This is a genomic window from Pseudoalteromonas sp. P1-9, assembly GCF_001399975.1.
Classification (GTDB): domain Bacteria; phylum Pseudomonadota; class Gammaproteobacteria; order Enterobacterales; family Alteromonadaceae; genus Pseudoalteromonas.
On the sequence record NZ_LKBD01000011.1, the window covers coordinates 73,718 to 95,078 of the forward strand.

Sequence of the window (21,361 nt, forward strand, 5' to 3'; positions counted from 1 at the left end):
TTTTAGTTTGTACTGCGTGTAATCATACCAAATTCAGTGGCTAATTACTCTTGCTGATTTGTTTGCTTTCATTTGGGGAATTAATATTTGCTAATAAGGGTCTTTATCTGTTTAAACTCGACTAATAATAAACAGCGCGCTTTAATTTATGAAAATACTGCTAATTACCCTACTTTCACTTTTCGCCTTTGCAGGAAACTCCATTCTTTGCCGTATAGCCCTTGGGCAAGGGCAAATTGACGCAGCAAGCTTCACCTCAATTCGTTTATTTTCCGGGGCGATAACGCTTTTTATTCTTTACGCCCTATTTCATAAAAACAAACAAACAGCGGGCAAAGGTTCATGGCTTGGCGCCGTTTATTTGTTTATTTACGCCGTGACATTTTCCTATGCCTATATTTCACTTGAAACCGCTATTGGTGCACTTGTGCTATTTTCATCGGTGCAATTTAGCATGCTTGCTTACACCTTTTTTTCAGGTACCAAAATTTATCCTATCGAGTGGTGCGGCGCGCTAATTGCGTTTATAGGTTTTAGCTACTTAGTGCTACCCGATATTTCATCACCTTCGCTGATTGGTTTTGTGCTAATGATGATTTCGGGTATGGCGTGGGCGGGCTATACCTTAGCTGGTAGAAAGTCTTCTAACCCTCTTGCCGATACAGCCTTTAATTTTATACGCACCTTACCTTTTATATCGCTACTAAGCCTGATTTCACTCAACTCAATTACTGCCTCAACCACAGGGGTTTTACTCGCCGTGATAGCTGGCAGTGTGACGTCAGGTATTGGTTATGCCATTTGGTATTTTGCACTAAAACACTTAACTTCAGTGCAAGCAGCTGTATCGCAACTATCGGTGCCCATTATTGCCAGTATTGGTGGTTTTTTGTTTTTATCCGAACCTATCAGTGAACGCCTCGCGATTTCTGGAGCTATTATTCTAAACGGGATTTTGCTGGTTGTACTTGGTAAAAAGCCACTAAAGCCCTGACTTTATAACTGTTTAAACACTGCTTATAACCAATAAACACTAACAAATCCGATTAGTTATAAAAAATGGCGGTTTTGTGTTGACTCATGTATACAATCTGGGGTTTACTATGGCTGTAACATTTTAGGAATCGTTTAAATGCAATTAGTAACTTCACAAATCAAAACAGTATGGTGGTGGCACTCGTAATCGCGGGTGGGAATAATTGTATCTAAACTATTCTTAAAACCCGCACAATGTGCGGGTTTTTTTATGTCTAATTTGAGGTGAATAATGAGTAATAACAAACAACTAATCCAATGGTGGTGGTTCCTGTAATTAACGCGGGAGGATTCTGTTTGTCTATTATTCAGCCCGCCTTCTAAGCGGGCTTTTTTGTATAAGGAATGAGGCGTGATATTTAGTCATATATCAACCGAGGTCGGTAAAGTTACCAGCATTTCGCTGGCGCGGGACTACATTGAAAGTCCACTAGCACTTTACAGCGCGGTATGTAACAACCCGACTAACTTTAATAGCTTATTGTTAGAATCAGCGGAGATAGATTCTAAAGATAATGTAAAAAGTTTAATTTTAGCCGATGCTGCTATTCGTATTGAATGTAATGGTGATACGGTAACATTTGACGCAAAAAGCAATAACGGCAAACAGCTACTACCCCATTTAGCTGGCTTTTTTAAAGAACACAACGTTGAACTTACAGATTCAACCCTACGTGTTATGTTTAAACGCGATACTAGCTTAATGGATGAAGCCACTCGCTTAGTGGCAGACAATGCATTTACCGCATTAAGACAATGTGTCAATAATATTGAAAGCACCACAGAGTCTCACTTTGCCGTATTTTTAGGCGGCACCTTTGCCTACGATATGGTTGCAAACTTTGAGTCACTGCCAGACGTACCAAACGGTGATAACACAACCCCTGATTTTGTTTTTTATCTTGCAGAAACACTGATAGTTATCGACCATCAAGCAAATACCACAGAACTAATTGGCAATGTATTTAGCGGCCCCGACGCACACGCAAACTGTTTTGAAGTAGGTCAAAAGCTAGAAGCGCTTAATAAGCTATGCGACGATTTACCAGCTTACAATGCCCCAACCTTTCCGGGTGATGTAAGCGAAAGTGTAGATATTGACGACGCAACCTTTTGTCAGCAAGTTGAAACCCTTAAAAAACACATTGTTGATGGCGATATTTTCCAAGTCGTACCGTCTCGTTGTTTTTCATTACCATGCGCTGACTCGCTTGCAGCATATCACCAGCTTAAAACACAAAATCCAAGCCCTTACATGTTTTACATGAAAGACGAAAATTTTGTGTTATTTGGTGCATCACCTGAATCCGCGCTTAAATATTGCCAAAGCACCAATCAAGTAGAGGTGTATCCAATTGCTGGTACCCGTGCCCGCGGTAAAAATGCCGATGGCAGCATTAATTTTGACCTTGATAGCAAGATTGAACTCGATCTGCGCGATGATAAAAAAGAGCGCGCTGAGCACATTATGCTGGTTGATTTAGCACGTAACGATATTGCCCGTATTTCAACACCGGGCTCACGTTATGTAAAAGAGTTATTAAAAGTTGACCGCTACTCGCAAGTGATGCATTTAGTATCGCGTGTGGTGGGTCAATTAAAGCCAGAGCTGGATGCTCTGCATGCCTACCAAGCGTGTATGAATATGGGCACCTTGGTAGGCTCACCAAAAGTAAAAGCGGCAGAGCTGGTGCGCATTACCGAAGGTAAACGCCGTGGCAGCTATGGCGGCGCTGTGGGTTATTTAACAGGTGATGGAGCCATGGACAGCTGTATTGTTATTCGTAGTGCCTTTGTTAAAGATAATATGGCTTACGTACAAGCTGGTGCAGGCGTTGTATATGACTCAGTGCCACAACTAGAAGCAAACGAAACACGCCAAAAAGCACAAGCGGTTATTCGTGCAATTAAGTCTATCTACCAAGGAGAAGCCTAATGGCGCAGGCAAAAATTTATTTTATCGATAATTTTGATTCATTTAGCTACAACTTGGTAGATGAGTTTGAGCAATTAGGCTTTGAACTAGAGGTTTATCGTAATCATGTGCCAGCCGACACCATTTTAAGCAAAATGGCAAAGGAAACTTGCCCTGTTACGTTAGTGCTTTCACCGGGTCCTGGCACGCCAAAACAAGCGGGCAATTTAATTGAGCTAATCAACAAAGCTAAAGGCCTCTACCCTATGCTGGGTATTTGTTTAGGTCATCAAGCAATTGTTGAGTGTTATGGTGGTATTGTTGGTCACGCAGGTGAAACCGTGCATGGCAAATCATCACTTATTGAGCTAAACAATCATGCAGTGTTTAGTGGCTTAAATTCGCAAATTCCAGTGGCGCGTTACCATTCACTCATGGCAACCGAAGTGCCAGTAAGCCTTGATGTCATTGCCAGCTACGACACAATTCCTATGGCAATTATACAAGAGCAAGATAAAGTGATTGGGTTTCAGTTTCACCCAGAATCAATTTTAACGCCAAATGGCTCACAGCTGTTAAAGCAAAGCCTAGCGTATTTAGCCAATGTGGAGGGCGCATAATGCAACCACTGATTAATCTATTAATCGAACAGCAAGATTTAACGTTTGAACAAAGCAGCGAGTTTTTTAATCTTGTGATGACAGGTCAAGTAAACGAAATCGAGCTTGCCGCAGCGTTGACTGCACTTAAAATTAAAGGCGAAACCGACAACGAAATTGCAGGTGCAGCCAAAGCGATGCGCGATAATGCCGTGACATTCACTAACCCAAGTGAAATTAGCTTTGACTCATGTGGTACAGGCGGTGATGGTGCGAATTCAATTAACGTATCAACTACCGCAGCGATTGTTGCCGCGAGTATGGGTGTTAATATGGTAAAACACGGCAACCGCAGTGTTTCAAGTAAATCAGGCTCTTCTGATTTACTCAATGCCCTTGGCATCAATATTAATATGAGCGTGGCACAAGCAGAGAACTGCCTTGCAAAAACCCATTTTACCTTTTTATTTGCACCGCTTTACCATGCAGGTGTGAAATACGCGATGCCAGTGCGTACCGCGCTTAAAACACGCACGTTATTTAATATTTTAGGACCACTGGCAAACCCAGCAAAGCCAAGCCATCAGCTACTGGGGGTTTATACCCCTGAATTACTTCGACCAATGGCACAAACACTTAAACTGCTTGGCTGTGAGCGTGTTATGGTAGTACACGGCGCAGGTACCGATGAAATTGCCCTACACGGCGAAACGAAAGTTGCCGAGCTAAAAGACGGCGAAATCACCGAGTACACCTTACAGCCGCAAGATTTTGGCCTTGATAACTATGCCCTTTCGGATATTGAAGGTGGCGAGCCTGAATATAATGCGTCAGCCAGCCTGGCGATTTTGAAAGGTGAAGGCAAGCCTGCGCACAATGCAGCAATTGCAGCAAATGTAGCAGCAATGCTAGTAATGCAAGGCGACTACAGCAACCTTAAAGACGCAACAGAGGCGGTACAAAACCATTTAGCAAGTGGCGCAGCGTTTTCACACTTATCACGTATTATTGAGGTGTCTCATGGCTAATGTATTAGAAAAAATTGTTGCCGATAAACGCATTGAGCTTGAATCGCGAAAAGCCAATAAACCACTTGAAAGCTTTATTAATGAGGTGGTACCAAGCGAGCGTGATTTTTACGGCGAACTAGCAAAACCTGGTACTAACTTTATTTTAGAGTGTAAAAAAGCTTCGCCATCAAAAGGGCTTATTCGTGATGATTTTAACCTTGGCGAAATTACCGGTGCTTACAAGCATTACGCAGCGTGTATTAGCGTACTGACTGACGAGAAATACTTTCAAGGCAGTTTTGATTACTTAACTAAAGTACGCTCATTGGTGAATCAACCGCTTATTTGTAAAGATTTTTTCATTGATGAATACCAAGTGTATTTAGCACGCCTGCACGGAGGCGATGCAATTTTATTGATGCTAAGCGTGCTTAATGATGACCAGTACACCGCGCTTGCTAAAGTGGCAAAATCGCTCAATATGGCAATTTTGACCGAAGTGAGTAATGAAGACGAAGTACACCGCGCTTTAGCACTAGACGCTGAGATTATTGGTATTAATAACCGCAACCTGCGTGATTTAAGCACCGATCTTGCCACTACAGAAACTCTTCGCACGTTAATCCCTGAAGGGAAAGTGGTTATTTCAGAGTCAGGTATTTACACCCACGCTGATGTAAAACGCTTAAGATCATTGTGTAATGGTTTTTTAGTTGGCAGCTCATTGATGGCTGAAAGCAACCTTGATTTAGCCTGCCGCAAGCTGATTTTAGGTGAAAATAAAATTTGTGGCTTAACACGCTCAGAAGATGCGATTGCCGCATATAATGCGGGTGCCGTATTTGGTGGCCTAATTTTTTATGCAAAATCGCGGCGTTACGTTGATATCGACTGTGCAAAACCAATTGCCGATAGCTGCGATTTAGGTTTTGTTGGCGTATTTGTAAACGAAACGATTGACACCATCGTACATATTGCCGTTGAGCTAAAACTGGTTGCAGTACAGTTACATGGCGATGAAGACGAAACGTATATTGCTGCGCTTAAAAAGGCGCTGCCAGCAAGCGTGCAAGTATGGAAAGCCGTTGCGGTAAGCGATGTGATTGAACATAAGAGCCAAGGGGCTGATCGCTATTTATTTGATACCAAAGTGGGTAATCAAAGCGGTGGTACGGGGCAACCCTTTAATTGGGATGTGCTGATTAACGAGCGCAACTACATGCTTGCAGGCGGCTTAAATAACGACAATATTCAAGACGCGCTTGCAACCCAAGCAATTGGCCTTGATTTAAACTCAGGCATTGAAACAAGCCCAGGTAAAAAATGTCATCAACAAATTAATTCTGTGTTTTCTAAGATAAAGGAATCTTGAGGTGGAAAATAATAACCCAGCCTATTTCGGCGATTTTGGCGGCATGTACGTACCAGAGCTTCTGGTACCCGCCTTAAAACAACTTGAAAGTGAATTTAATAAAGCAAAGAACGACCCTAGCTTTCATGCAGAGTTTGAAAAGCTGCTTAATGAATATGCCGGTCGCCCTACGCCACTAACGCTTACACGCAACTTAGTGAAAAACCCTAAAGTAAAACTTTACCTTAAGCGTGAAGATTTACTGCACGGTGGCGCACATAAAACCAACCAAGTGTTAGGTCAGGCATTACTCACAAAACGTATGGGCAAAAAAGAAGTCATTGCTGAAACCGGTGCTGGTCAGCACGGTGTAGCAACCGCCCTAGCCTGCGCACTCCTTGGCTTAAAATGCCGCGTTTATATGGGTGCAAAAGACGTAGAACGTCAGCAACCAAACGTATTTAGAATGAAACTAATGGGCGCAGAAGTCATTCCTGTTACCGCAGGCTCTGGCACACTAAAAGATGCGGTTAATGAAGCAATGCGCGACTGGTCAGCAAACTACGATACCGCACACTACTTACTTGGTACAGCAGCAGGCCCGCACCCATTCCCAACACTTGTACGCGACTTCCAAAAAATGATTGGTGAAGAAGCAAAACAACAAGTGCTTGATACAGAAGGCCGCCTACCAGATTATGTGATTGCCTGTGTTGGCGGTGGTTCTAACGCTATTGGTATGTTTAATGACTTTATTGGCGATGAAAGTGTAAAACTGGTTGGCGTTGAGCCAGCAGGTAAAGGCCTTGATACAGAAGAGCATGGCGCAGCAATTTGTAAAGGCACTAAAGGCATTTTACACGGTGCATACACTTTTATTATGCAAGATAACAATGGCCAAATCGAAGAGTCTTACTCTGTATCAGCAGGCCTAGATTACCCAGCGGTTGGCCCTCAACACGCACACCTTGCTGAAACAGGCCGTGCTCAATACGTTGGCATTAGTGATGATGAAGCGCTTGAAGCGTTCCAGTTATTAGCGAAAAACGAAGGGATTATTCCGGCTCTTGAATCAAGCCATGCCCTTGCTTATGCATTAAAATTAGCTGAAGAGCAAAACGAAGAAACCATTATTGTGGTTAATTTAAGTGGCCGTGGTGACAAAGATTTAGCACACGTGCATACCGTGTTAAATGAAGGAGGCAAACTATGAGCCGCTATCAACAAGCATTTCACGCATTAAATGAAGTTAATCAAGGTGCGTTTGTGCCATTCGTTACCATTGGCGACCCAAACAAAGAGTTAAGCTTTGAGATTATTAAACGCTTAATTGACGGCGGTGCTGATGCGCTAGAGCTAGGTATTGCATTCTCTGATCCAATCGCTGATGGTCCAGTGATTCAGGCGGCAAATATTCGTGCGCTAGAAAATAAAATCACCACAGCTGAGAGTTTTGAAATCATTCGCAAAGTACGTGAGTACAACGCAGATATTCCAATTGGTTTACTGCTTTACTCAAACCTAGTGTTAGCGCAAGGCATTGATAAGTTCTATCGCACAGCAAAAGAGGTGGGCGTAGATTCAATTTTAGTTGCTGATGTACCGCTGCATATGTCAAAAATGTTTAGACAAGCAGCAATGCAAGCAGAGATAGAGCCTATCTTTATTGCCACACCAAATGCCGATGACGATACACTTCGCCAATGCGCATCTTACGGCCGTGGTTATACTTATTTGCTATCGCGCGCAGGTGTTACGGGCACCGAAACCAAAGCACAAATGCCAGCAGATTCAATGATCAAAAAGTTATTAAACTTTAACGCAGCACCTGCGCTTCTGGGTTTTGGTATTTCAACACCTGAAGATGTAAAAGCAGCAATTGCCTCAGGTGCTGCAGGTGCCATTTCAGGCTCTGCTGTGGTTAAGATCATCGAGAATAATCTTGAATCACCTGAAACTATGCTAAGCGAGCTTGAAAGCTTTGTACGCAATATGAAAGCTGCAACGCAAAAATAATTGTATATAAACAACACAAAGGGCGCCAAGCGCCCTTTTTTTAAACCCAAACTCTGGTGTTTCATATTAACTCTGGTGTAAGGTAAATATTCAGCATAATTTAAGAGGTAAACAATGCTCGCATTATTTGAATATGCTCCCCTGATCTTATTTTTCATTCTTTATAAAACCATGGATATTTTTTGGGCAACGTCGGTACTTATTGGTGCGTCAGTTCTGCAAATAGCCTACTACTTCTTTATCGAGAAAAAAGTCGCTACCAAACATTGGGTACTCTTTGCTTTAGCGGTTGGTCTTGGCTCACTCACTATTCTTTTCCAAGATGAGCAGTTTATTAAGTGGAAAGCAACCGTGGTTTATGCAGGCTTTGCGACCATTTTATTAGCATCACGTTATTTCTTTAAAAAGAACCTAATGGCTAAAATGTTAGGCTCAATTTTGGCTTCAACTAATGATACGGGCCAGAAAATTGAAGTGCCAGAGCCACTTTGGGATAAGATAAACTTATTTTGGAGCGCGTTTTTATACCTAATCGCAGCTGTTAATATTTATGTTGCCTATGCGTTTTCACTGGATTTTTGGGTTAACTTCAAAGTGTTCGGCATTACCGCCGCCACTTTCGTTGCGCTAATCATCACTATCGTGATGCTTTATCAATATTTGCCTGACGATGAAGAACAAAAAAGCGAATAACGGTAACAAGCCTTAACGTGATTTAAATATAAAGAGGAGCGATAACCGCTCCTTTTTAGTAAATCCGTGTTTTGCCGTTCGAGAGTTAATTCTCTCCGAACGCTACTCAGCCTTAAGCCCTGCTGCACAAATAATGCTTCAATCCCTCACCATGTAAATATCAGCTAGCAAAATACCGGTTGGTTAACTTATTTATTGCTTAGGAACTTTCTACTTACACTTCATATAAAGCGAACGTTACAAATATCACCCATTATGTTTTGATAATTAGGAAAATTTATTAAATCGTTCTAGTATTAAGTTGAACATTTAATGACCTGTTGTGTTTTTCTCAAGGAGCTATATCGAGATAAACAGGCCCAAAGAAAACTAAAATCCAGCCACTTAAAGTGGTTACAACAATAATATTAGTCGAGGCTTAAATGGAAACAGATAACCAACAAGAACCTGAATACGAAATCAAAAACGAGAACCTATTTAAAACATTACTGTGTTTACCGATTGGTATTGGCTTTGCCGTATTTATGATGAATGCATTTAATAATTCAGGCTTCAATGTAGGCACTTTTTTACTCTTTGTACTTACCATGTACTTTACCCTAAGCGGCATCGCGTACGCCGCGTTTTACACCAATGAAAAGTTTGATTGCACACCGCATTAAACGACTATAACTTTCTACAAGATATTTAAAAGGCGCTAAAAAGCGCCTTTTCTATGGCTAACATATATTCCCCCTCGACAGTCCGCACATAACTTGTTTATTTAACTTACACTCTGATTTAAGATGAGTTTTTTAATGATCAAACGCGAAGCCTAAGGTTAATAAACACCTACCTGAAAAGGTCTCGCTAATAAATTGACGATTTCAGGGAAGTATGAAGCATAAATTAAAGCGTTGGACTGCACTAGCAAGTCATTTCATAGGGGAGCATTTTGACCAATGCAAGCCTCTATTGGATAAAGATTACGATGGTTTAAATCCAAAAGTGAGGTTTGTAAGTACCCAACTTTATCTTTCTTGTCATTTCAGTAGTGAGAGTTCATTGTTACTTCTTCAGCAAGGTCAGGAATGGGATGCTGAGATAATTAATAGGTCGATTATTGAAGGTGTTGTTAAATACATATTTATGCTCCAAGGTACTGACGATGAAGTTCTTGAAAAAGTAAATGAATATTGGGACATACTTCCTAGTTATTCCTCTGTAAAGAGAAGTGATAGAGTCAGCTCTTTATTAGATCAAGTAGATGCTGAGTTCTTTCAGAAAACAAAATCCCTTCAAGACATTAAATTAACGGATTCGGAAACAGAAACTATTAGAGAAGGAACAAATAAGCATCAAAGGAAGTTACTCGAACAGAAGTGGTCATTTAGCACAATTATTCAAGAATTTAATAAATCCAAAGATAGTGGTTTATCTTCTTTAATTCATCTTGCTTATAACTTTGGAATGAGCAGCCATTTAATACATAAAGATGGTGACGGTGTTGCAATGATATGGGAGCGTTGTACACGTGATAGTAAACGACAAGAGGTTGTTAAATTAGCTCATATTGCTCGAACAATTTCTGATCTTTGTACTCTTGCAGAAATGAGGACTTGGATTCTCCACAAGAAATGCAATAAAAAGTATGATTTTACTAAAAGTATTAGAGAGTCTTATTCCCCTCTTTTTTCAGAATTAAAACTAGCCTTTGATGATTTTAATAAAGTGGAATACGAAACTTAAGTTATTCAAAAGAAGGCAAAACTTTTGGCTTTAACTCTTTCTACGTTTATTAAGACGTTAGTTAAAATAGAGAATTAGAAGCATGATAAAACATGAAGCAGATTTTTTTAGTTGGCTAGATAGCCAGTTAAACGAAGAAATCCCATCAGATGTAATAGCTTTTAACATTAATGTTTACGAGTCACCATTTATTATTGAAGTCTTGGGCTCAAATGAATTCGACGTAGAAGATGAAGATTGGGCATGTAATGAAGGTTGGGTGCCTACATCTCGTTACATTGAGGTTTCAAGTGACATATTCGGTAACTCATGGGAAGCTGCAGTACAAAATATTATAAATATGGCTCAAAATTACCTTAACTCAGATTTCAACAATGCGGTCAAATTAACCCAAGCTAAAGCATTTGCTATTGGCTTTGTAGATGGTGATCTGAATCTCGTTAAATAAACTAGCAGTAAAGCTCTCAGCTTGGGCTCTTTCGTATCCCCTTAATCAAACCTGAAAACATTATTTAAATGAATAATGCGAGACAGGGAGCGAAGCGGTCGAGCAAGCCATGTACAACATGGACGTTGCTTCATGGCGTTTATGTTCATATTTAAATTATTTTTTTAAGAATAAGTTTGATTTTGGGGCGTCGAGAGAATCCAAAGGGGGGGCCGGCGTTTTTAAAATTGGCGTTAAAATTCATCCATGAAGCTTGGTTACATCGGTCATCCATGACCTCATTTCAAAGCACTGCGAAACTTCGTTTCGATTACTTTTCATCTTTTGGCTGCCGTCGCCAGCGCGACCAACCAACCTTAATTAATTTACATTAGCTGAGATTTAACTCATTTCCCTCTAACTTAACCAACTCAAAAGCATCATTAATAATGGCAATACATAAGAAAGAAACACGCCACTACAACATCCTTACTTTCGGGTCTCGCACATTCAATCGATAAGTACGCTTTACTTCTTGCATATTCTCTACATAACTTATTCTTAAATAACAACGAGTACCTGAATGAAGCTTAATTTGTGTGGGTAGCGTAAAGCTAAAATCAAGCAAAGTGATATCGCCGTCAAACTCAATTTTTAATGGTAAAGTATCAGACCAAATCTCATTTAAACCGCTTTCATAACCGGGGGCGAGTATTTGAAGTATCGCTGTATTAAACTTCTCAAAATGCGGCTGATTAATGACTATTTGCCCTTTCGTCTCGATGCCTAACATAACAACCTTACTATCGAGCATTAAAGGCGCTGTACCCAACATCAAAAAGCGGTTGTTTGCTGATTGTGACGCTATTAAAAAGCCAACAATACATAGAGAAAAAATTACAATCAATGGCCAATTTAGCGCCACTTGCATGCTCGTTGCAATTAAACATCCGGCAATCATAATTACAGAAAGTGCGTACGCTACAAACTTAAACTGCGCACTACGCTTACTTTGTTCACTGTTAATTTTGACCATCTTCTAACCTAGTTTAACTATCTAATTCTATTAACTATTCTACCTTTTAAGATGATTAAAGTTCGCCCTTCCATCACCTTATATTGCCATTAAACACAAAAAAGCGGAGCAATTGCTCCGCTTTTAACTTAAGTCTTTATTTAAATCGTATTAGAAGCCTAATAAATTGTAAGCAAAGAACTTATTAGCAACTGTATTAATAAAAATCAGCGCCAAAATGAATGGAATAAAGGTTGATAGTGAGAAGTTTACATACTTCTCAGTAAAGCTGCCTGCATAGTCTGGTGCACCTTGGCTAAGCTCTTCTGTTAGCTTCGCTTTCTTCCAACGGTACATTACGAACAAACACACCATTAAGCCGTTTAACGGTAAGATGGTGTCGTAAAACACATCGTAAATAAAATCAAATAGGCTCTTCGTAGTTGCAGGATCATGGTCGCCATAATTAAACAGAGTGCTTAACCACTCACTCATACCAAACGACATGGTACATAAAATGGTTAAAATACCCATGCTACCTGCAAGTAATAGCAATGCTTTAAAACGCGAAACACCCTTTTCTTCAATTAAGGTCGCTGTTGGTACTTCAATAATTGACACAAGTGATGTAATTGCTGCAAAAAATACCAGTAAGAAAAAGATTACTGCGATCGCGCTTGCGCCTACGTAGCCGATATCTTGCTGCATCGCGAGGAAGATTTTTGGTAAATAAACAAAAATCATCGAAACTGATGAGTCAGATAACTCCGCAGGATTGGTGTTTGGGTTAAAGCTGAAAATAGCCGGTAAAACCATTAAACCCGCAATAAATGCGACCAATGAGTCAGTTACTGCAACCATTTTTGCACTGCCTACAATATTTTCTTTCTTTGAAATATATGAGGCGTAAGTCATTAAAATACCCATACCGAGCGATAGTGAGAAAAACGCTTGCGACAGTGCGCCGTTTAACACGCTAGCGTTCACTTTGCTAAAATCAGGCACAACGTAATACCGAAGGCCAGCAATCGCGTTATCTAATGTCAGTACGTAAGCAACAAGGCCAACTAGCAGCACAAATAGCGCTGGCATAAGCAGTTTTGCTGCTTTTTCAATGCCCTGCTTTACACCACCAAGTAGAATTAGATTAACCAGCACACCTACACCTACCATGTAATAAAACACGCTGGTTTGGTTAATAAACTGGCCAAAGTTGCTGGGATCGGCAAGCGCATCTAAATTACCAATGGCTGCCTGAACAAGGTAACCAAAAATCCACACGGTGATCACCATGTAAAACACGCCAATCATAAATGGCGTAAGTACCGCTAAAAATCCCGGATATCGCCATTTACTGCTGTTACCCGATAATTTATTGTACGCGCCAAGCGGGTCTTTTTGCGCGCTACGACCCATAGCCATTTCGGCCATCATTACTGGTAAACAAACAAAAATTACAAACAATGCATAAACAACTAAAAATGCACCACCGCCATTTTTGGTTGCCGATACAGGGAAACCAACGAGGTTTCCAATGCCTACTGCACTGCCTGCAGCGGCCAAAATAAATCCGAGTTTGGAGCTAAAATGCTCTCGCGATGCACTCATGCTGAACCTTAGTATTATTGTTTTCAACCTTGGATGCTATCAGTGTTAAACCTACTGTTTCAAGTTTTCGCGAAAAATGATTTTTAGTTTTATCCTTTCTGTTGATAGAATTATTTTTATATTCAATAAAATAACCAAACAGGTGCTGTATGTGGTACATGATTTATTCAATAGATGTTGAAAACAGCTTAGCGATGCGAAAAGAAGCGCGTCCTGCTCACTTAGCACGCTTAGAAGCGTTAAAAGCAGAAGAACGTTTGTTATCTGCCGGGCCACTACCAGCAATCGACAGCGACGATCCGGGCGAAGCAGGTTTCACGGGGTCATTAGTGATTGCTAAATTCGATTCATTAGAAGATGCGCGCAGCTGGGCTGCAAACGATCCCTATATCGAAGCAGGTATTTACAAAGAATCAATTGTTAAACCGTTTAAACTAGTTTTACCGTAACTGATTCAGAGTAAGTTCAGTGAACTTTTTATACATTTAACTTACTCCATAATGTGGCGAGCTAACGTATGAAATATTTGATTAGTCTGATCAGTTGCTTAGTGCTATTTAATGCCAATGCAAGTAATGAAAATGGCTCAAACGTCAAAACATCTTCACAAAATGCGGCAGCGAATAAAGCGCTAAAAAATGTTAACACTCTGGGTTTAACCAAGCGCAGAGCGGCCAAGAAAGTGTCGCAATCCTACCCTGGTAAGATTTTAAGCGTGAAAGAGAACACCCATTACTACAAAGTAAGAATGTTACAACCAAAAGGTAAGGTTGTTGATTTTAAAGTAAATAAGTCAAATGGCCAGGTTAAAAAAGGAAAGCAATAACAATGCGCATTCTAATAATAGAAGATGATCTGCAACTGGCAGACAATCTAAAACACGCACTTGAAAAAGCCCGTTACAGCGTTGATATGTGTCACGATGGCGAAGCTGGTTTATTTCACCTTACTGAATACCCGTTAGATTTAGCAGTCGTTGACCTAGGCCTACCTAAAATGGACGGCATTGACGTAATCAGCAATGCACGAAAGCAAGGCATTGATATTCCAATTTTAATCTTAACTGCCCGCGACCGCTGGCAAGATAAAGTGGAAGGATTAGATGCCGGTGCTGATGACTATTTAACTAAACCATTTCATAACGAAGAATTAATTGCCCGTTGTAATGCCCTTATTAGGCGCAGCGCCGGTAAAGCAGACCCAACTATTACTGCGGGTCCAATTCGCATTCATACTCGCTCGCAACAAGTATGGGTTAACGACAATGAATTAATGCTCACCGCATACGAGTACAAAGTACTTGAGTACTTAATGGTTAACCCAGAAAAAGTCGTATCTAAATCTGAGTTAACAGAGCACATTTACGACCAAGACTTCGATTTAGACTCTAACGTAATTGAAGTATTTGTATTACGCCTGCGTAAAAAGCTCGACCCAGACGGATCAATCGCACCAATTGAAACACTCCGTGGCCGCGGCTACCGTTTAAGCGGCAAACTGTGATCCACCGTATATCGTTAAAAATTAGACAAGGATTTATCCTTGTCTTTTTGCTTTTAGTACTTATGCCTGCCATGTTCTTTTCAATTGGTAAGGCACTTTATGCAAGTTTAGTCGACAACACCGAGCGCACGCTCGAAGCACATTTGTATTCACTGATGGCAAAAGTGGAAATTGAGCAAGGTGAACTGGCGCCGATTACCCTAATTGCCCCCGAACTCACTCGTCCTGTGTCCGATACCTTTGCCTATATTTATCTCAACAAAGAAATAGCTTGGCAATCTGAATCAACGCTCGGCTATCAATATATTCCAAAACACGCAGCAACCGCGCCCGGTATTATGGACTTTTCTAAAATTGAAGAGCTTGATAAGTACTTTCGACAGCTTAGCTTTGTGTTTTACATGGATGCCGATGGCATTGAATATCAAGTCACCGTATTGGTATTAAAAGACGAAGAAGCCATTTTATCGCAAATGCAAGACTTCCAAGAAACCTTGAGGCACTGGCTGATTATTATCGCCATAGTGATGGGCTTATTGATTATGCTGGGCTTTTTATGGAGTAGCCACCCACTTAAACGCCTTGATAAAGAAATTGTCGCAATCGAAAGTGGCAATGCCGACCAAATTACGGGGGAATACCCAGAAGAGCTAGAAAAAATTCAGCAAGATCTTAATTTATTATTGGCTACACAACAAAGGCAAAAAGATAAATACCGTGCATCATTAAGCGACCTTGCCCATGCTTTAAAAACTCCGTTGGCTGTTTTAAAATCAAGTGAGCTGGCAAGTAATGGTGACAGTCAAGAACAGCTCGATCGCATCAGCAATATGATTGAACATCAGCTTAAGAAAGCGGCCTCGGGCGGTACTGATACGTGGAAAAAACAAACTAAAGTTAAGCCAATACTCGACTCAATTATCAATGCAATGGGTAAAGTGTATCGCGACAAAGGCATTCAATTTATTCAAGCAGTTGATGAAAAAAGTATCTTTTTAGGTGATAAAACTGATTTAATGGAATTGCTAGGCAATATTCTCGACAATGCCTGCAAAGCATGTGACGCTTTAATTGAAATAAAAGTGAAGCAGTTAGGACAACAACTTATTATCGAAGTTGGTGATGATGGTCCGGGCGTACCCGCAGATAAAATAGAAGAACTTACAATTCGCGGAAAACGCTTAGATACCTACGAACACGGCCACGGTGTTGGCATGGCGATTGTAGGCGACCTGATGGATGCCTATAACGGCAAAATGACCATTACCACAAGCCAGCTCGGTGGCGCCCTATTTACCTTGGTTTTTAATTATGAATAAATACACTCTTTTTTACACCGTGTTAATGCTGCTGAGCATTAATGCATTGGCTCAAAACGATGAAAAGCCCTGTAGCAAAGGCAAAGTCCTATTGCAGCTACAATGCTTAGATCAAGCCATTATTGACCACAAACGTACACGTCAAACTTGGCTCACTAAATTAGAAAAAGAAGTGGAAATAAAGCAAAATAACACGGGTAACACCCAATTATTTTTAAGTTTTCAACGCAGTAAAAACAGTTTTGATAGTTATATTTCCGATAACTGCCAATGGCGTTATCTCAATGAGTTACCTAATTCTCAGCAAGCAGCATTAAAATATAAGCGATGCGAACTCGCTGTGATTGACCAGCAAATTACCATTTTAAAAGGTGGTTACTAGCTAATACACTGTATTCTCAGCGGTATATTGCTACGGAAGTCAGCAAATAGAACCAAATAAAAAGCAGCGTAATCGCTGCTTTTTTATTTGTTGTTTAGACTGGATTATCTATATCAATAAACTCAACGTCTAAATTAAACTGCTCAGCTAAGTATTCACCCACAGCTTTTACACCATAGCGCTCGGTCGCATGATGCCCCGCGGCAAAAAAGTCGATATTTTGCTCGCGTGCACTGTGTATTGTTTGCTCTGACGCTTCACCTGTAAGGTAAGCATCAATGCCTTGGCTTGCGGCTAAATCAATATAGCCTTGCCCGCCACCGGTACACCAAGCAATGGTTTCTATATTTTTACCGCGTACATTTTCAACTAATGGTTTACGATTGAGCACACGCTCAATTTTATCGGCAAACTCTTCGGCGCTAAGTGGTGTTTTTAAACGCCCCTTCACTGCAATACTTGGCTCACTGTATGGATCAAGCCCCGCTTCATACTCAATATCAAGTAATTCTGCCAGTTTTGCATTATTGCCAAGAGTTGGGTGCACATCAATTGGTAAATGATAGCCAATTAAGCTGATATCATTTTTAATTAAGGCGCCAATGCGGCGTTTTTTCATACCCGTAATTGGATACGCTTCGCCTTTCCAAAAATAGCCGTGGTGAACCAATATCGCATCAGCATTTTTTTCGATAGCGGCATCGATTAGCGCTTGGCTTGCCGTTACACCCGTTATAATTTTATTAACGCTGTCTTTTCCTTCGACCTGAAGGCCGTTTGGACTAAAGTCTTTTACCTTATGGGGGGCGAGTAAACTATCTAATTCTTGGAGCAATTTAGAAAGTTGCATTATGCTTACCTATAAGTTGTTTTTGATCATTGAATTGTCCTTAACCTACCGTCAAAAATAAAGAAAATTCTCAAAAAATTGAAAAATGACGTGAAACTAGGTATAAATGTATTTTTAACAGTAATCTTCGTATCAAATAAACGGGATATACGATGAGTAAACTCGATAAAACTGAAGTGCTTGCAGCGTTTGAAAAAGCGTATGAAGCAGCAAATGGTAAAAAACCTGAGATCACAGCGAAAAGTGGTTGGTACAGTGTAGACGGCGGTAAAAACGTTCGCCTAGCTGATTTAGTAACGCTTGCAGAGGAACTTTCATCTGGCGCAGCACCTGCAGCGAAAGAAGAAGCACCAGCTAAGCCTGCTGCTAAAAAAGCACCGGCTAAGAAAGCTGCTGCTAAAAAAGCGGCACCAGTAACTGCATCTAAAGAAAAAGAATACACAGTTACTAAGCCAAATGCTGAAGGGTTTACTGCTGAAGAGTTCTGGATTAAAGAACTTGCTGAGCGTGACCACGACACTCGTCTTCCACGCGGTGTTGTTTAATAGCTAATTAGCTATTAAAAGTAAAAAAGGCAGCTTATACGCTGCCTTTTTTATTGTCATTATTTTAGCGAATGACGATTATGTGCTGAGCTGTAATCCACTTTTGGCCCAACTGGTACCACTTGCGTTGGGTTAATCATAGTGTGGCTAAAATAGTAATGGCGTTTAATATGATAAAAATCGACCGTTTCAGCCACGCCCTTCACTTGATAAAGCTCACGAATATAATTTGCAATATTCGGATACGACTCAAGCATACGTTGATTACATTTAAAGTGTGAAAAATAAACCGCATCAAATCGTATTAAGGTTGTGAACAAACGCCAGTCTGCCTCAGTAATTTGTGTACCTACCAAGTAGCGCTGTTTAGCCAAAATGGCTTCAACTTTATCAAGTGCATTAAAAAGCTCAATATACGCCCCTTCGTATGCGTCTTGTGTTGTCGCAAAACCCGCTTTGTATACTCCGTTATTAATACTGTGATAAACAAATTCGTTAATTTCATCAATTTCAGCCCGTAAATGCAGAGGATAATAATCATGCTCGTTGCCTGTTAAATGATTAAAGGCAGTGTTAAACATGCGAATAATCTCTGACGACTCATTACTGACGATACAGTTTTGTTTTTTATCCCAAAGCACAGGTACGGTAACACGGCCGCTGTAGTTTGCGTTATTACGCGTATATATTTGATGCATATAATCAAAATCAAACAATGCATCGCCCGTACTATGCTGTGTTTTATCAAATGTCCAACCATGCTCTAACATGTCTGGGCTTACAACTGATACAGAAATATGCTGTTCTAGCCCTTTTAATGCGCGAAAAATAAGGGTGCGGTGCGCCCACGGGCATGCCAGCGACACATATAAATGGTATCGACCCGATTCTGCGACAAAACCACTTGTACCGGAAGCACCCGCTTCACCGTCTTGTGTGATCCAATTACGTAATTGTGCGGCTTCACGTTCGAATTTACCTTTACTGTTTTTGGTGTCGTACCACTTATCGTGCCATTTACCTTCAACTAATAATCCCATGTTCTGCTCCTTAAACCTGTGGTAATTCAAAAATAATTAATGTCGCTGGGGTGTTAAATACGTTTTCAAATACTAATTCAGTTTCATCTAACACTTTTGCACCATCACCACTTTCAATTTGAATAGCATTCACTAGAGTGCTGCCTGAAACTTGATGTACATACACAGGTGCATTATTTGATTCAAATATATACTGCTGTTTTGGATCAAGGATCAGTTGATGTAGCTTTGCATCTTGTTTTATCGCAAGCGTGCCATTTTCGCCATTTGGCGTCACAATCGTCGTTAAACCAACGTCTGTACCAAAATCTTTTTGTTGATAACCGGGTTTGTCGCCAAAGCTATTCGGCTCAATCCAGATTTGTAAAAATCTAAGCTCTTCTTCATTTGATGCATTATATTCACTGTGAAAAATACCTTTGCCTGCCGACATTAACTGAAATTCACCCGCAGGAAGCGTTTTGATATTGCCCGCACTGTCTTTATGTTCAATGGTGCCTGACAATACATAGCTAACAATTTCCATATCGCGGTGGCCATGGGTATCAAAGCCCGCGCCCGGTGCCACAACATCATCATTGATAACACGAAGGGCTGAAAAGCCCATGTGTTGTGGGTCGTAGTAATTTGCAAAAGAGAAGGTATGTTTGCTCTTAAGCCAGCCATAGTCAGCGCCGCCGCGCTCATGTGCTTTTCTAAGTGTGATCATCGTACTTTCCCTCTTAATTAAGCGTGTTGTGTCAATTTATTTGAAATAAGCGCATCCAGTGAGGCTTTACCCGCACCCGAGAACACCAAAGAAATACTTGCTGCCAATAATGCTAAGCCAAACTCATAGCCATTGTTAGACATAAACAATCCATTTTCAAAATGCACAGTAAAAATTGCAACAATCATAGTGCCTGCAAGTGCTAATGCCGCTGGGCGAGTTAATAAGCCAAGTAAAATAAATAAACCGCCAAAAAACTCCGCACTGCCAGCCATTAGCGCCATTAAATAGCCAGGTGCCAAGCCAATAGATTCCATCCATGCCCCCGTACCCTCAAGGCCATAACCACCAAACCAAGCAAATAATTTTTGCGCGCCATGTGCCATAAAAATAATGCCGATAGGTAATCTTAACGCCAGTGCTGCGTAACCAGCTTTACTTGATGTAAGTGTTGTTAATAGTGTTTTCATAATTTGTTCCTCAAAAATTTTAAACTTATCTAATTTGTTAAAGCGTTTGCTTAACTGATGAAATTAAGTATAAGCATGCTAAACTCAATAAAAAACCGGAACATTTTGAACCCTTAGTTCAAATTTTTTGAATAAAAAATTATGTATCAAGCTATCACCATTGACGCCCTAAAAGCGCTCGATGCTATCGATAAAAAAGGCAGTTTTGCCGCGGCGGCTGAGTCACTATATAAAGTGCCTTCGGCACTAAGCTACACTATCAAAAAACTTGAAGAAGACATTGGCACGCCATTGTTTGATCGTTCAAAACAGCGAGCAGTACTCACCCCTGCGGGTAAGCTGGTGTTAGAACATGGCAGGCAAATTTTGCATTCCACCAGCAAAATGCTCGATGCCGTAAGCCAATTAGATTCAGGCTGGGAAAAACGCCTGCGTATCGCCCGTGATACCGTGATCCCAGAAGATGTCATTTTTGAGTTATTAAAAGAGTTCACCAAACGGCCCGAGCAAGTCGATATTCAACTGAGCGTTGAAGCCTTAGGTGGCGGCTGGGATGCGCTACATAGCAAGCGTGCCGATATTGTTATTGGTGCAACTGGCGAACTGCCAAAAGGCGTGTATCGCACCCTCAAAATCGCAGAGCTAAGCTTTATATTTGCTGTAGCAGCATCGCACCCATTGGCAAAGGTGAATACACCGCTTGACGACGATGATTTAAAACACTACCCCGCGATTGTGGTATCAGACACTTCCACTTTGTTGCCAGAAAGAAGTACCGGGCTATTTAGCGCCAAGCAAGTAATCAATGTTAATTCAATGCAGGCAAAACTCACTGCCCAACTTGCCGGTATTGGTGTGGGATTTTTGCCAAGTCATATTGCTAAACCGTATCTTGCAAATGGCGAGCTAGTGCAAAAAGAGTGCACCATTCCAAGACCAAAACAAGACTTATACATTGCGTGGCATAAAGATAATCAAGGCAAAGCCTTTCAATGGTTTATTGAACAGCTTACCCAAGCGAACTGGCAGATTGATACCAATTGCATTAATTAACGGGTCATTTATTGCGACAGAAAAATGGCTCAGAAACAAGGCTTAAAATTCGACATGTAGTTGTTCTACTTTAGAATTTTAAAACGCAGTTTA

General features: G+C 40.8%; 24 protein-coding genes. 18 read left to right on the plus strand and 6 right to left on the minus strand.

Features of this window, described 5'->3' with window-relative positions:
- The first annotated feature begins 148 nt into the window (after positions 1–148).
- From AN214_RS09325 to AN214_RS09375, 11 genes are all read left to right on the plus strand, one after another.
- Positions 149–994 (plus strand): DMT family transporter, encoded by an 846-nt coding sequence (locus AN214_RS09325; RefSeq protein WP_054979481.1) that lies wholly within the window; start codon positions 149–151, stop codon positions 992–994.
- A gap of 393 nt (positions 995–1,387) precedes the next feature.
- Positions 1,388–2,971 carry an anthranilate synthase component 1 gene (locus AN214_RS09330; protein WP_054979482.1) on the plus strand — a complete coding sequence of 528 codons (1,584 nt, stop codon included), beginning with the start codon at positions 1,388–1,390 and terminating at the stop codon, positions 2,969–2,971.
- Positions 2,971–3,570 (plus strand): aminodeoxychorismate/anthranilate synthase component II, encoded by a 600-nt coding sequence (locus AN214_RS09335; protein WP_054979483.1) that lies wholly within the window; start codon positions 2,971–2,973, stop codon positions 3,568–3,570. Before AN214_RS09330 ends, AN214_RS09335 begins: the two co-directional genes overlap by 1 nt.
- Positions 3,570–4,577 (plus strand): anthranilate phosphoribosyltransferase, encoded by a 1,008-nt coding sequence (gene trpD / locus AN214_RS09340; protein ID WP_054979484.1) that lies wholly within the window; start codon positions 3,570–3,572, stop codon positions 4,575–4,577. The genes AN214_RS09335 and trpD overlap by 1 nt, the downstream gene beginning before the upstream one ends.
- Positions 4,570–5,931 carry a bifunctional indole-3-glycerol-phosphate synthase TrpC/phosphoribosylanthranilate isomerase TrpF gene (gene trpCF / locus AN214_RS09345; RefSeq protein ID WP_054979485.1) on the plus strand — a complete coding sequence of 454 codons (1,362 nt, stop codon included), beginning with the start codon at positions 4,570–4,572 and terminating at the stop codon, positions 5,929–5,931. Before trpD ends, trpCF begins: the two co-directional genes overlap by 8 nt.
- Before the next feature lies 1 nt (position 5,932).
- A complete protein-coding gene (gene trpB / locus AN214_RS09350) occupies positions 5,933–7,123 on the plus strand; it encodes a tryptophan synthase subunit beta (protein WP_082428540.1) in 1,191 nt (396 codons plus the stop codon).
- Positions 7,120–7,926, plus strand: a complete 807-nt coding sequence (gene trpA, locus AN214_RS09355) for a tryptophan synthase subunit alpha (protein ID WP_054979486.1) — start codon at positions 7,120–7,122, stop codon at positions 7,924–7,926. The genes trpB and trpA overlap by 4 nt, the downstream gene beginning before the upstream one ends.
- A gap of 114 nt (positions 7,927–8,040) precedes the next feature.
- Positions 8,041–8,619 carry an inner membrane-spanning protein YciB gene (locus AN214_RS09360; RefSeq protein ID WP_054979487.1) on the plus strand — a complete coding sequence of 193 codons (579 nt, stop codon included), beginning with the start codon at positions 8,041–8,043 and terminating at the stop codon, positions 8,617–8,619.
- 422 nt (positions 8,620–9,041) lie between these two features.
- On the plus strand, positions 9,042–9,281 hold the full coding sequence (locus tag AN214_RS09365) for a hypothetical protein (RefSeq protein WP_054979488.1): 240 nt from the start codon (positions 9,042–9,044) through the stop codon (positions 9,279–9,281).
- Between the two features lie 214 nt (positions 9,282–9,495).
- Positions 9,496–10,347, plus strand: coding sequence for a DUF5677 domain-containing protein (locus AN214_RS09370; RefSeq protein ID WP_054979489.1), 852 nt, complete (start codon positions 9,496–9,498; stop codon positions 10,345–10,347).
- An 82-nt stretch (positions 10,348–10,429) separates the two neighbouring features.
- Entirely contained in the window at positions 10,430–10,795 is a 366-nt protein-coding gene (locus AN214_RS09375; RefSeq protein ID WP_054979490.1) for a hypothetical protein, read from the plus strand.
- Positions 10,796–11,252: 457 nt separating this feature from the next.
- On the opposite strand, the gene AN214_RS09380 is transcribed toward AN214_RS09375, so the two are convergent.
- Positions 11,253–11,810: a hypothetical protein gene (locus AN214_RS09380; protein WP_054979491.1), complete on the minus strand. Its 558-nt coding sequence runs from the start codon at positions 11,808–11,810 to the stop codon at positions 11,253–11,255.
- A gap of 150 nt (positions 11,811–11,960) precedes the next feature.
- Positions 11,961–13,397 (minus strand): sodium-dependent transporter, encoded by a 1,437-nt coding sequence (locus AN214_RS09385; RefSeq protein ID WP_054979492.1) that lies wholly within the window; start codon positions 13,395–13,397, stop codon positions 11,961–11,963.
- Positions 13,398–13,546: 149 nt separating this feature from the next.
- Between AN214_RS09385 and AN214_RS09390 the strand changes: the two genes are divergently transcribed.
- The 5 genes from AN214_RS09390 to AN214_RS09410 all read left to right on the plus strand — a co-directional run bounded on the left by AN214_RS09390 (position 13,547) and on the right by AN214_RS09410 (position 16,601).
- The gene (locus AN214_RS09390; protein WP_054979493.1) at positions 13,547–13,846 is read left to right on the plus strand and encodes a YciI family protein; all 300 of its coding nucleotides are present in this window, start codon (positions 13,547–13,549) and stop codon (positions 13,844–13,846) included.
- A 68-nt stretch (positions 13,847–13,914) separates the two neighbouring features.
- Positions 13,915–14,223, plus strand: coding sequence for a PepSY domain-containing protein (locus tag AN214_RS09395; RefSeq protein ID WP_054979494.1), 309 nt, complete (start codon positions 13,915–13,917; stop codon positions 14,221–14,223).
- Between the two features lie 2 nt (positions 14,224–14,225).
- Positions 14,226–14,900 carry a response regulator transcription factor gene (locus tag AN214_RS09400; protein WP_010560353.1) on the plus strand — a complete coding sequence of 225 codons (675 nt, stop codon included), beginning with the start codon at positions 14,226–14,228 and terminating at the stop codon, positions 14,898–14,900.
- Between the two features lie 47 nt (positions 14,901–14,947).
- Positions 14,948–16,219: an ATP-binding protein gene (locus AN214_RS09405; RefSeq protein WP_082428541.1), complete on the plus strand. Its 1,272-nt coding sequence runs from the start codon at positions 14,948–14,950 to the stop codon at positions 16,217–16,219.
- Positions 16,212–16,601 (plus strand): hypothetical protein, encoded by a 390-nt coding sequence (locus tag AN214_RS09410; RefSeq protein WP_054979496.1) that lies wholly within the window; start codon positions 16,212–16,214, stop codon positions 16,599–16,601. Before AN214_RS09405 ends, AN214_RS09410 begins: the two co-directional genes overlap by 8 nt.
- Positions 16,602–16,695: 94 nt before the next feature.
- Here the strand turns inward: AN214_RS09410 and AN214_RS09415 are convergent, their stop codons facing one another.
- Positions 16,696–17,451, minus strand: coding sequence for a Nif3-like dinuclear metal center hexameric protein (locus AN214_RS09415; RefSeq protein WP_054979497.1), 756 nt, complete (start codon positions 17,449–17,451; stop codon positions 16,696–16,698).
- Positions 17,452–17,603: 152 nt separating this feature from the next.
- On the opposite strand from AN214_RS09415, the gene AN214_RS09420 reads away from it, so the two are divergent.
- Positions 17,604–17,996, plus strand: a complete 393-nt coding sequence (locus AN214_RS09420; protein ID WP_054979498.1) for a hypothetical protein — start codon at positions 17,604–17,606, stop codon at positions 17,994–17,996.
- Between the two features lie 59 nt (positions 17,997–18,055).
- Here the strand turns inward: AN214_RS09420 and AN214_RS09425 are convergent, their stop codons facing one another.
- The 3 genes from AN214_RS09425 to AN214_RS09435 are packed head-to-tail and all read right to left on the minus strand — an operon-like array spanning position 18,056 to position 20,215.
- Positions 18,056–19,036, minus strand: a complete 981-nt coding sequence (locus AN214_RS09425) for a glutathione S-transferase family protein (RefSeq protein WP_054979499.1) — start codon at positions 19,034–19,036, stop codon at positions 18,056–18,058.
- 10 nt (positions 19,037–19,046) lie between these two features.
- The gene (locus tag AN214_RS09430) at positions 19,047–19,745 is read right to left on the minus strand and encodes a pirin-like bicupin family protein (protein ID WP_054979500.1); all 699 of its coding nucleotides are present in this window, start codon (positions 19,743–19,745) and stop codon (positions 19,047–19,049) included.
- Positions 19,746–19,762: 17 nt separating this feature from the next.
- Positions 19,763–20,215: a DoxX family protein gene (locus AN214_RS09435; protein WP_054979501.1), complete on the minus strand. Its 453-nt coding sequence runs from the start codon at positions 20,213–20,215 to the stop codon at positions 19,763–19,765.
- Positions 20,216–20,356: 141 nt separating this feature from the next.
- On the opposite strand from AN214_RS09435, the gene AN214_RS09440 reads away from it, so the two are divergent.
- A complete protein-coding gene (locus AN214_RS09440; RefSeq protein WP_054979502.1) occupies positions 20,357–21,268 on the plus strand; it encodes a LysR family transcriptional regulator in 912 nt (303 codons plus the stop codon).
- Positions 21,269–21,361: the final 93 nt, after the last annotated feature.

Excerpts from the sequence above, each read along its gene's own strand:
- AN214_RS09325 (WP_054979481.1), top strand. The coding sequence starts at position 149 with ATGAAAATACTGCTAATTACCCTACTTTCACTTTTCGCCTTTGCAGGA.
- AN214_RS09335 (WP_054979483.1), top strand. The coding sequence starts at position 2,971 with ATGGCGCAGGCAAAAATTTATTTTATCGATAATTTTGATTCATTTAGC.
- trpD (WP_054979484.1), top strand. The coding sequence starts at position 3,570 with ATGCAACCACTGATTAATCTATTAATCGAACAGCAAGATTTAACGTTT.
- trpCF (WP_054979485.1), top strand. The coding sequence starts at position 4,570 with ATGGCTAATGTATTAGAAAAAATTGTTGCCGATAAACGCATTGAGCTT.
- trpA (WP_054979486.1), top strand. The coding sequence starts at position 7,120 with ATGAGCCGCTATCAACAAGCATTTCACGCATTAAATGAAGTTAATCAA.
- AN214_RS09360 (WP_054979487.1), top strand. The coding sequence starts at position 8,041 with ATGCTCGCATTATTTGAATATGCTCCCCTGATCTTATTTTTCATTCTT.
- AN214_RS09365 (WP_054979488.1), top strand. The coding sequence starts at position 9,042 with ATGGAAACAGATAACCAACAAGAACCTGAATACGAAATCAAAAACGAG.
- AN214_RS09370 (WP_054979489.1), top strand. The coding sequence starts at position 9,496 with ATGAAGCATAAATTAAAGCGTTGGACTGCACTAGCAAGTCATTTCATA.
- AN214_RS09375 (WP_054979490.1), top strand. The coding sequence starts at position 10,430 with ATGATAAAACATGAAGCAGATTTTTTTAGTTGGCTAGATAGCCAGTTA.
- AN214_RS09380 (WP_054979491.1), bottom strand. The coding sequence starts at position 11,810 with ATGGTCAAAATTAACAGTGAACAAAGTAAGCGTAGTGCGCAGTTTAAG.
- AN214_RS09385 (WP_054979492.1), bottom strand. The coding sequence starts at position 13,397 with ATGAGTGCATCGCGAGAGCATTTTAGCTCCAAACTCGGATTTATTTTG.
- AN214_RS09390 (WP_054979493.1), top strand. The coding sequence starts at position 13,547 with ATGTGGTACATGATTTATTCAATAGATGTTGAAAACAGCTTAGCGATG.
- AN214_RS09395 (WP_054979494.1), top strand. The coding sequence starts at position 13,915 with ATGAAATATTTGATTAGTCTGATCAGTTGCTTAGTGCTATTTAATGCC.
- AN214_RS09400 (WP_010560353.1), top strand. The coding sequence starts at position 14,226 with ATGCGCATTCTAATAATAGAAGATGATCTGCAACTGGCAGACAATCTA.
- AN214_RS09410 (WP_054979496.1), top strand. The coding sequence starts at position 16,212 with ATGAATAAATACACTCTTTTTTACACCGTGTTAATGCTGCTGAGCATT.
- AN214_RS09415 (WP_054979497.1), bottom strand. The coding sequence starts at position 17,451 with ATGCAACTTTCTAAATTGCTCCAAGAATTAGATAGTTTACTCGCCCCC.
- AN214_RS09420 (WP_054979498.1), top strand. The coding sequence starts at position 17,604 with ATGAGTAAACTCGATAAAACTGAAGTGCTTGCAGCGTTTGAAAAAGCG.
- AN214_RS09425 (WP_054979499.1), bottom strand. The coding sequence starts at position 19,036 with ATGGGATTATTAGTTGAAGGTAAATGGCACGATAAGTGGTACGACACC.
- AN214_RS09430 (WP_054979500.1), bottom strand. The coding sequence starts at position 19,745 with ATGATCACACTTAGAAAAGCACATGAGCGCGGCGGCGCTGACTATGGC.
- AN214_RS09435 (WP_054979501.1), bottom strand. The coding sequence starts at position 20,215 with ATGAAAACACTATTAACAACACTTACATCAAGTAAAGCTGGTTACGCA.
- AN214_RS09440 (WP_054979502.1), top strand. The coding sequence starts at position 20,357 with ATGTATCAAGCTATCACCATTGACGCCCTAAAAGCGCTCGATGCTATC.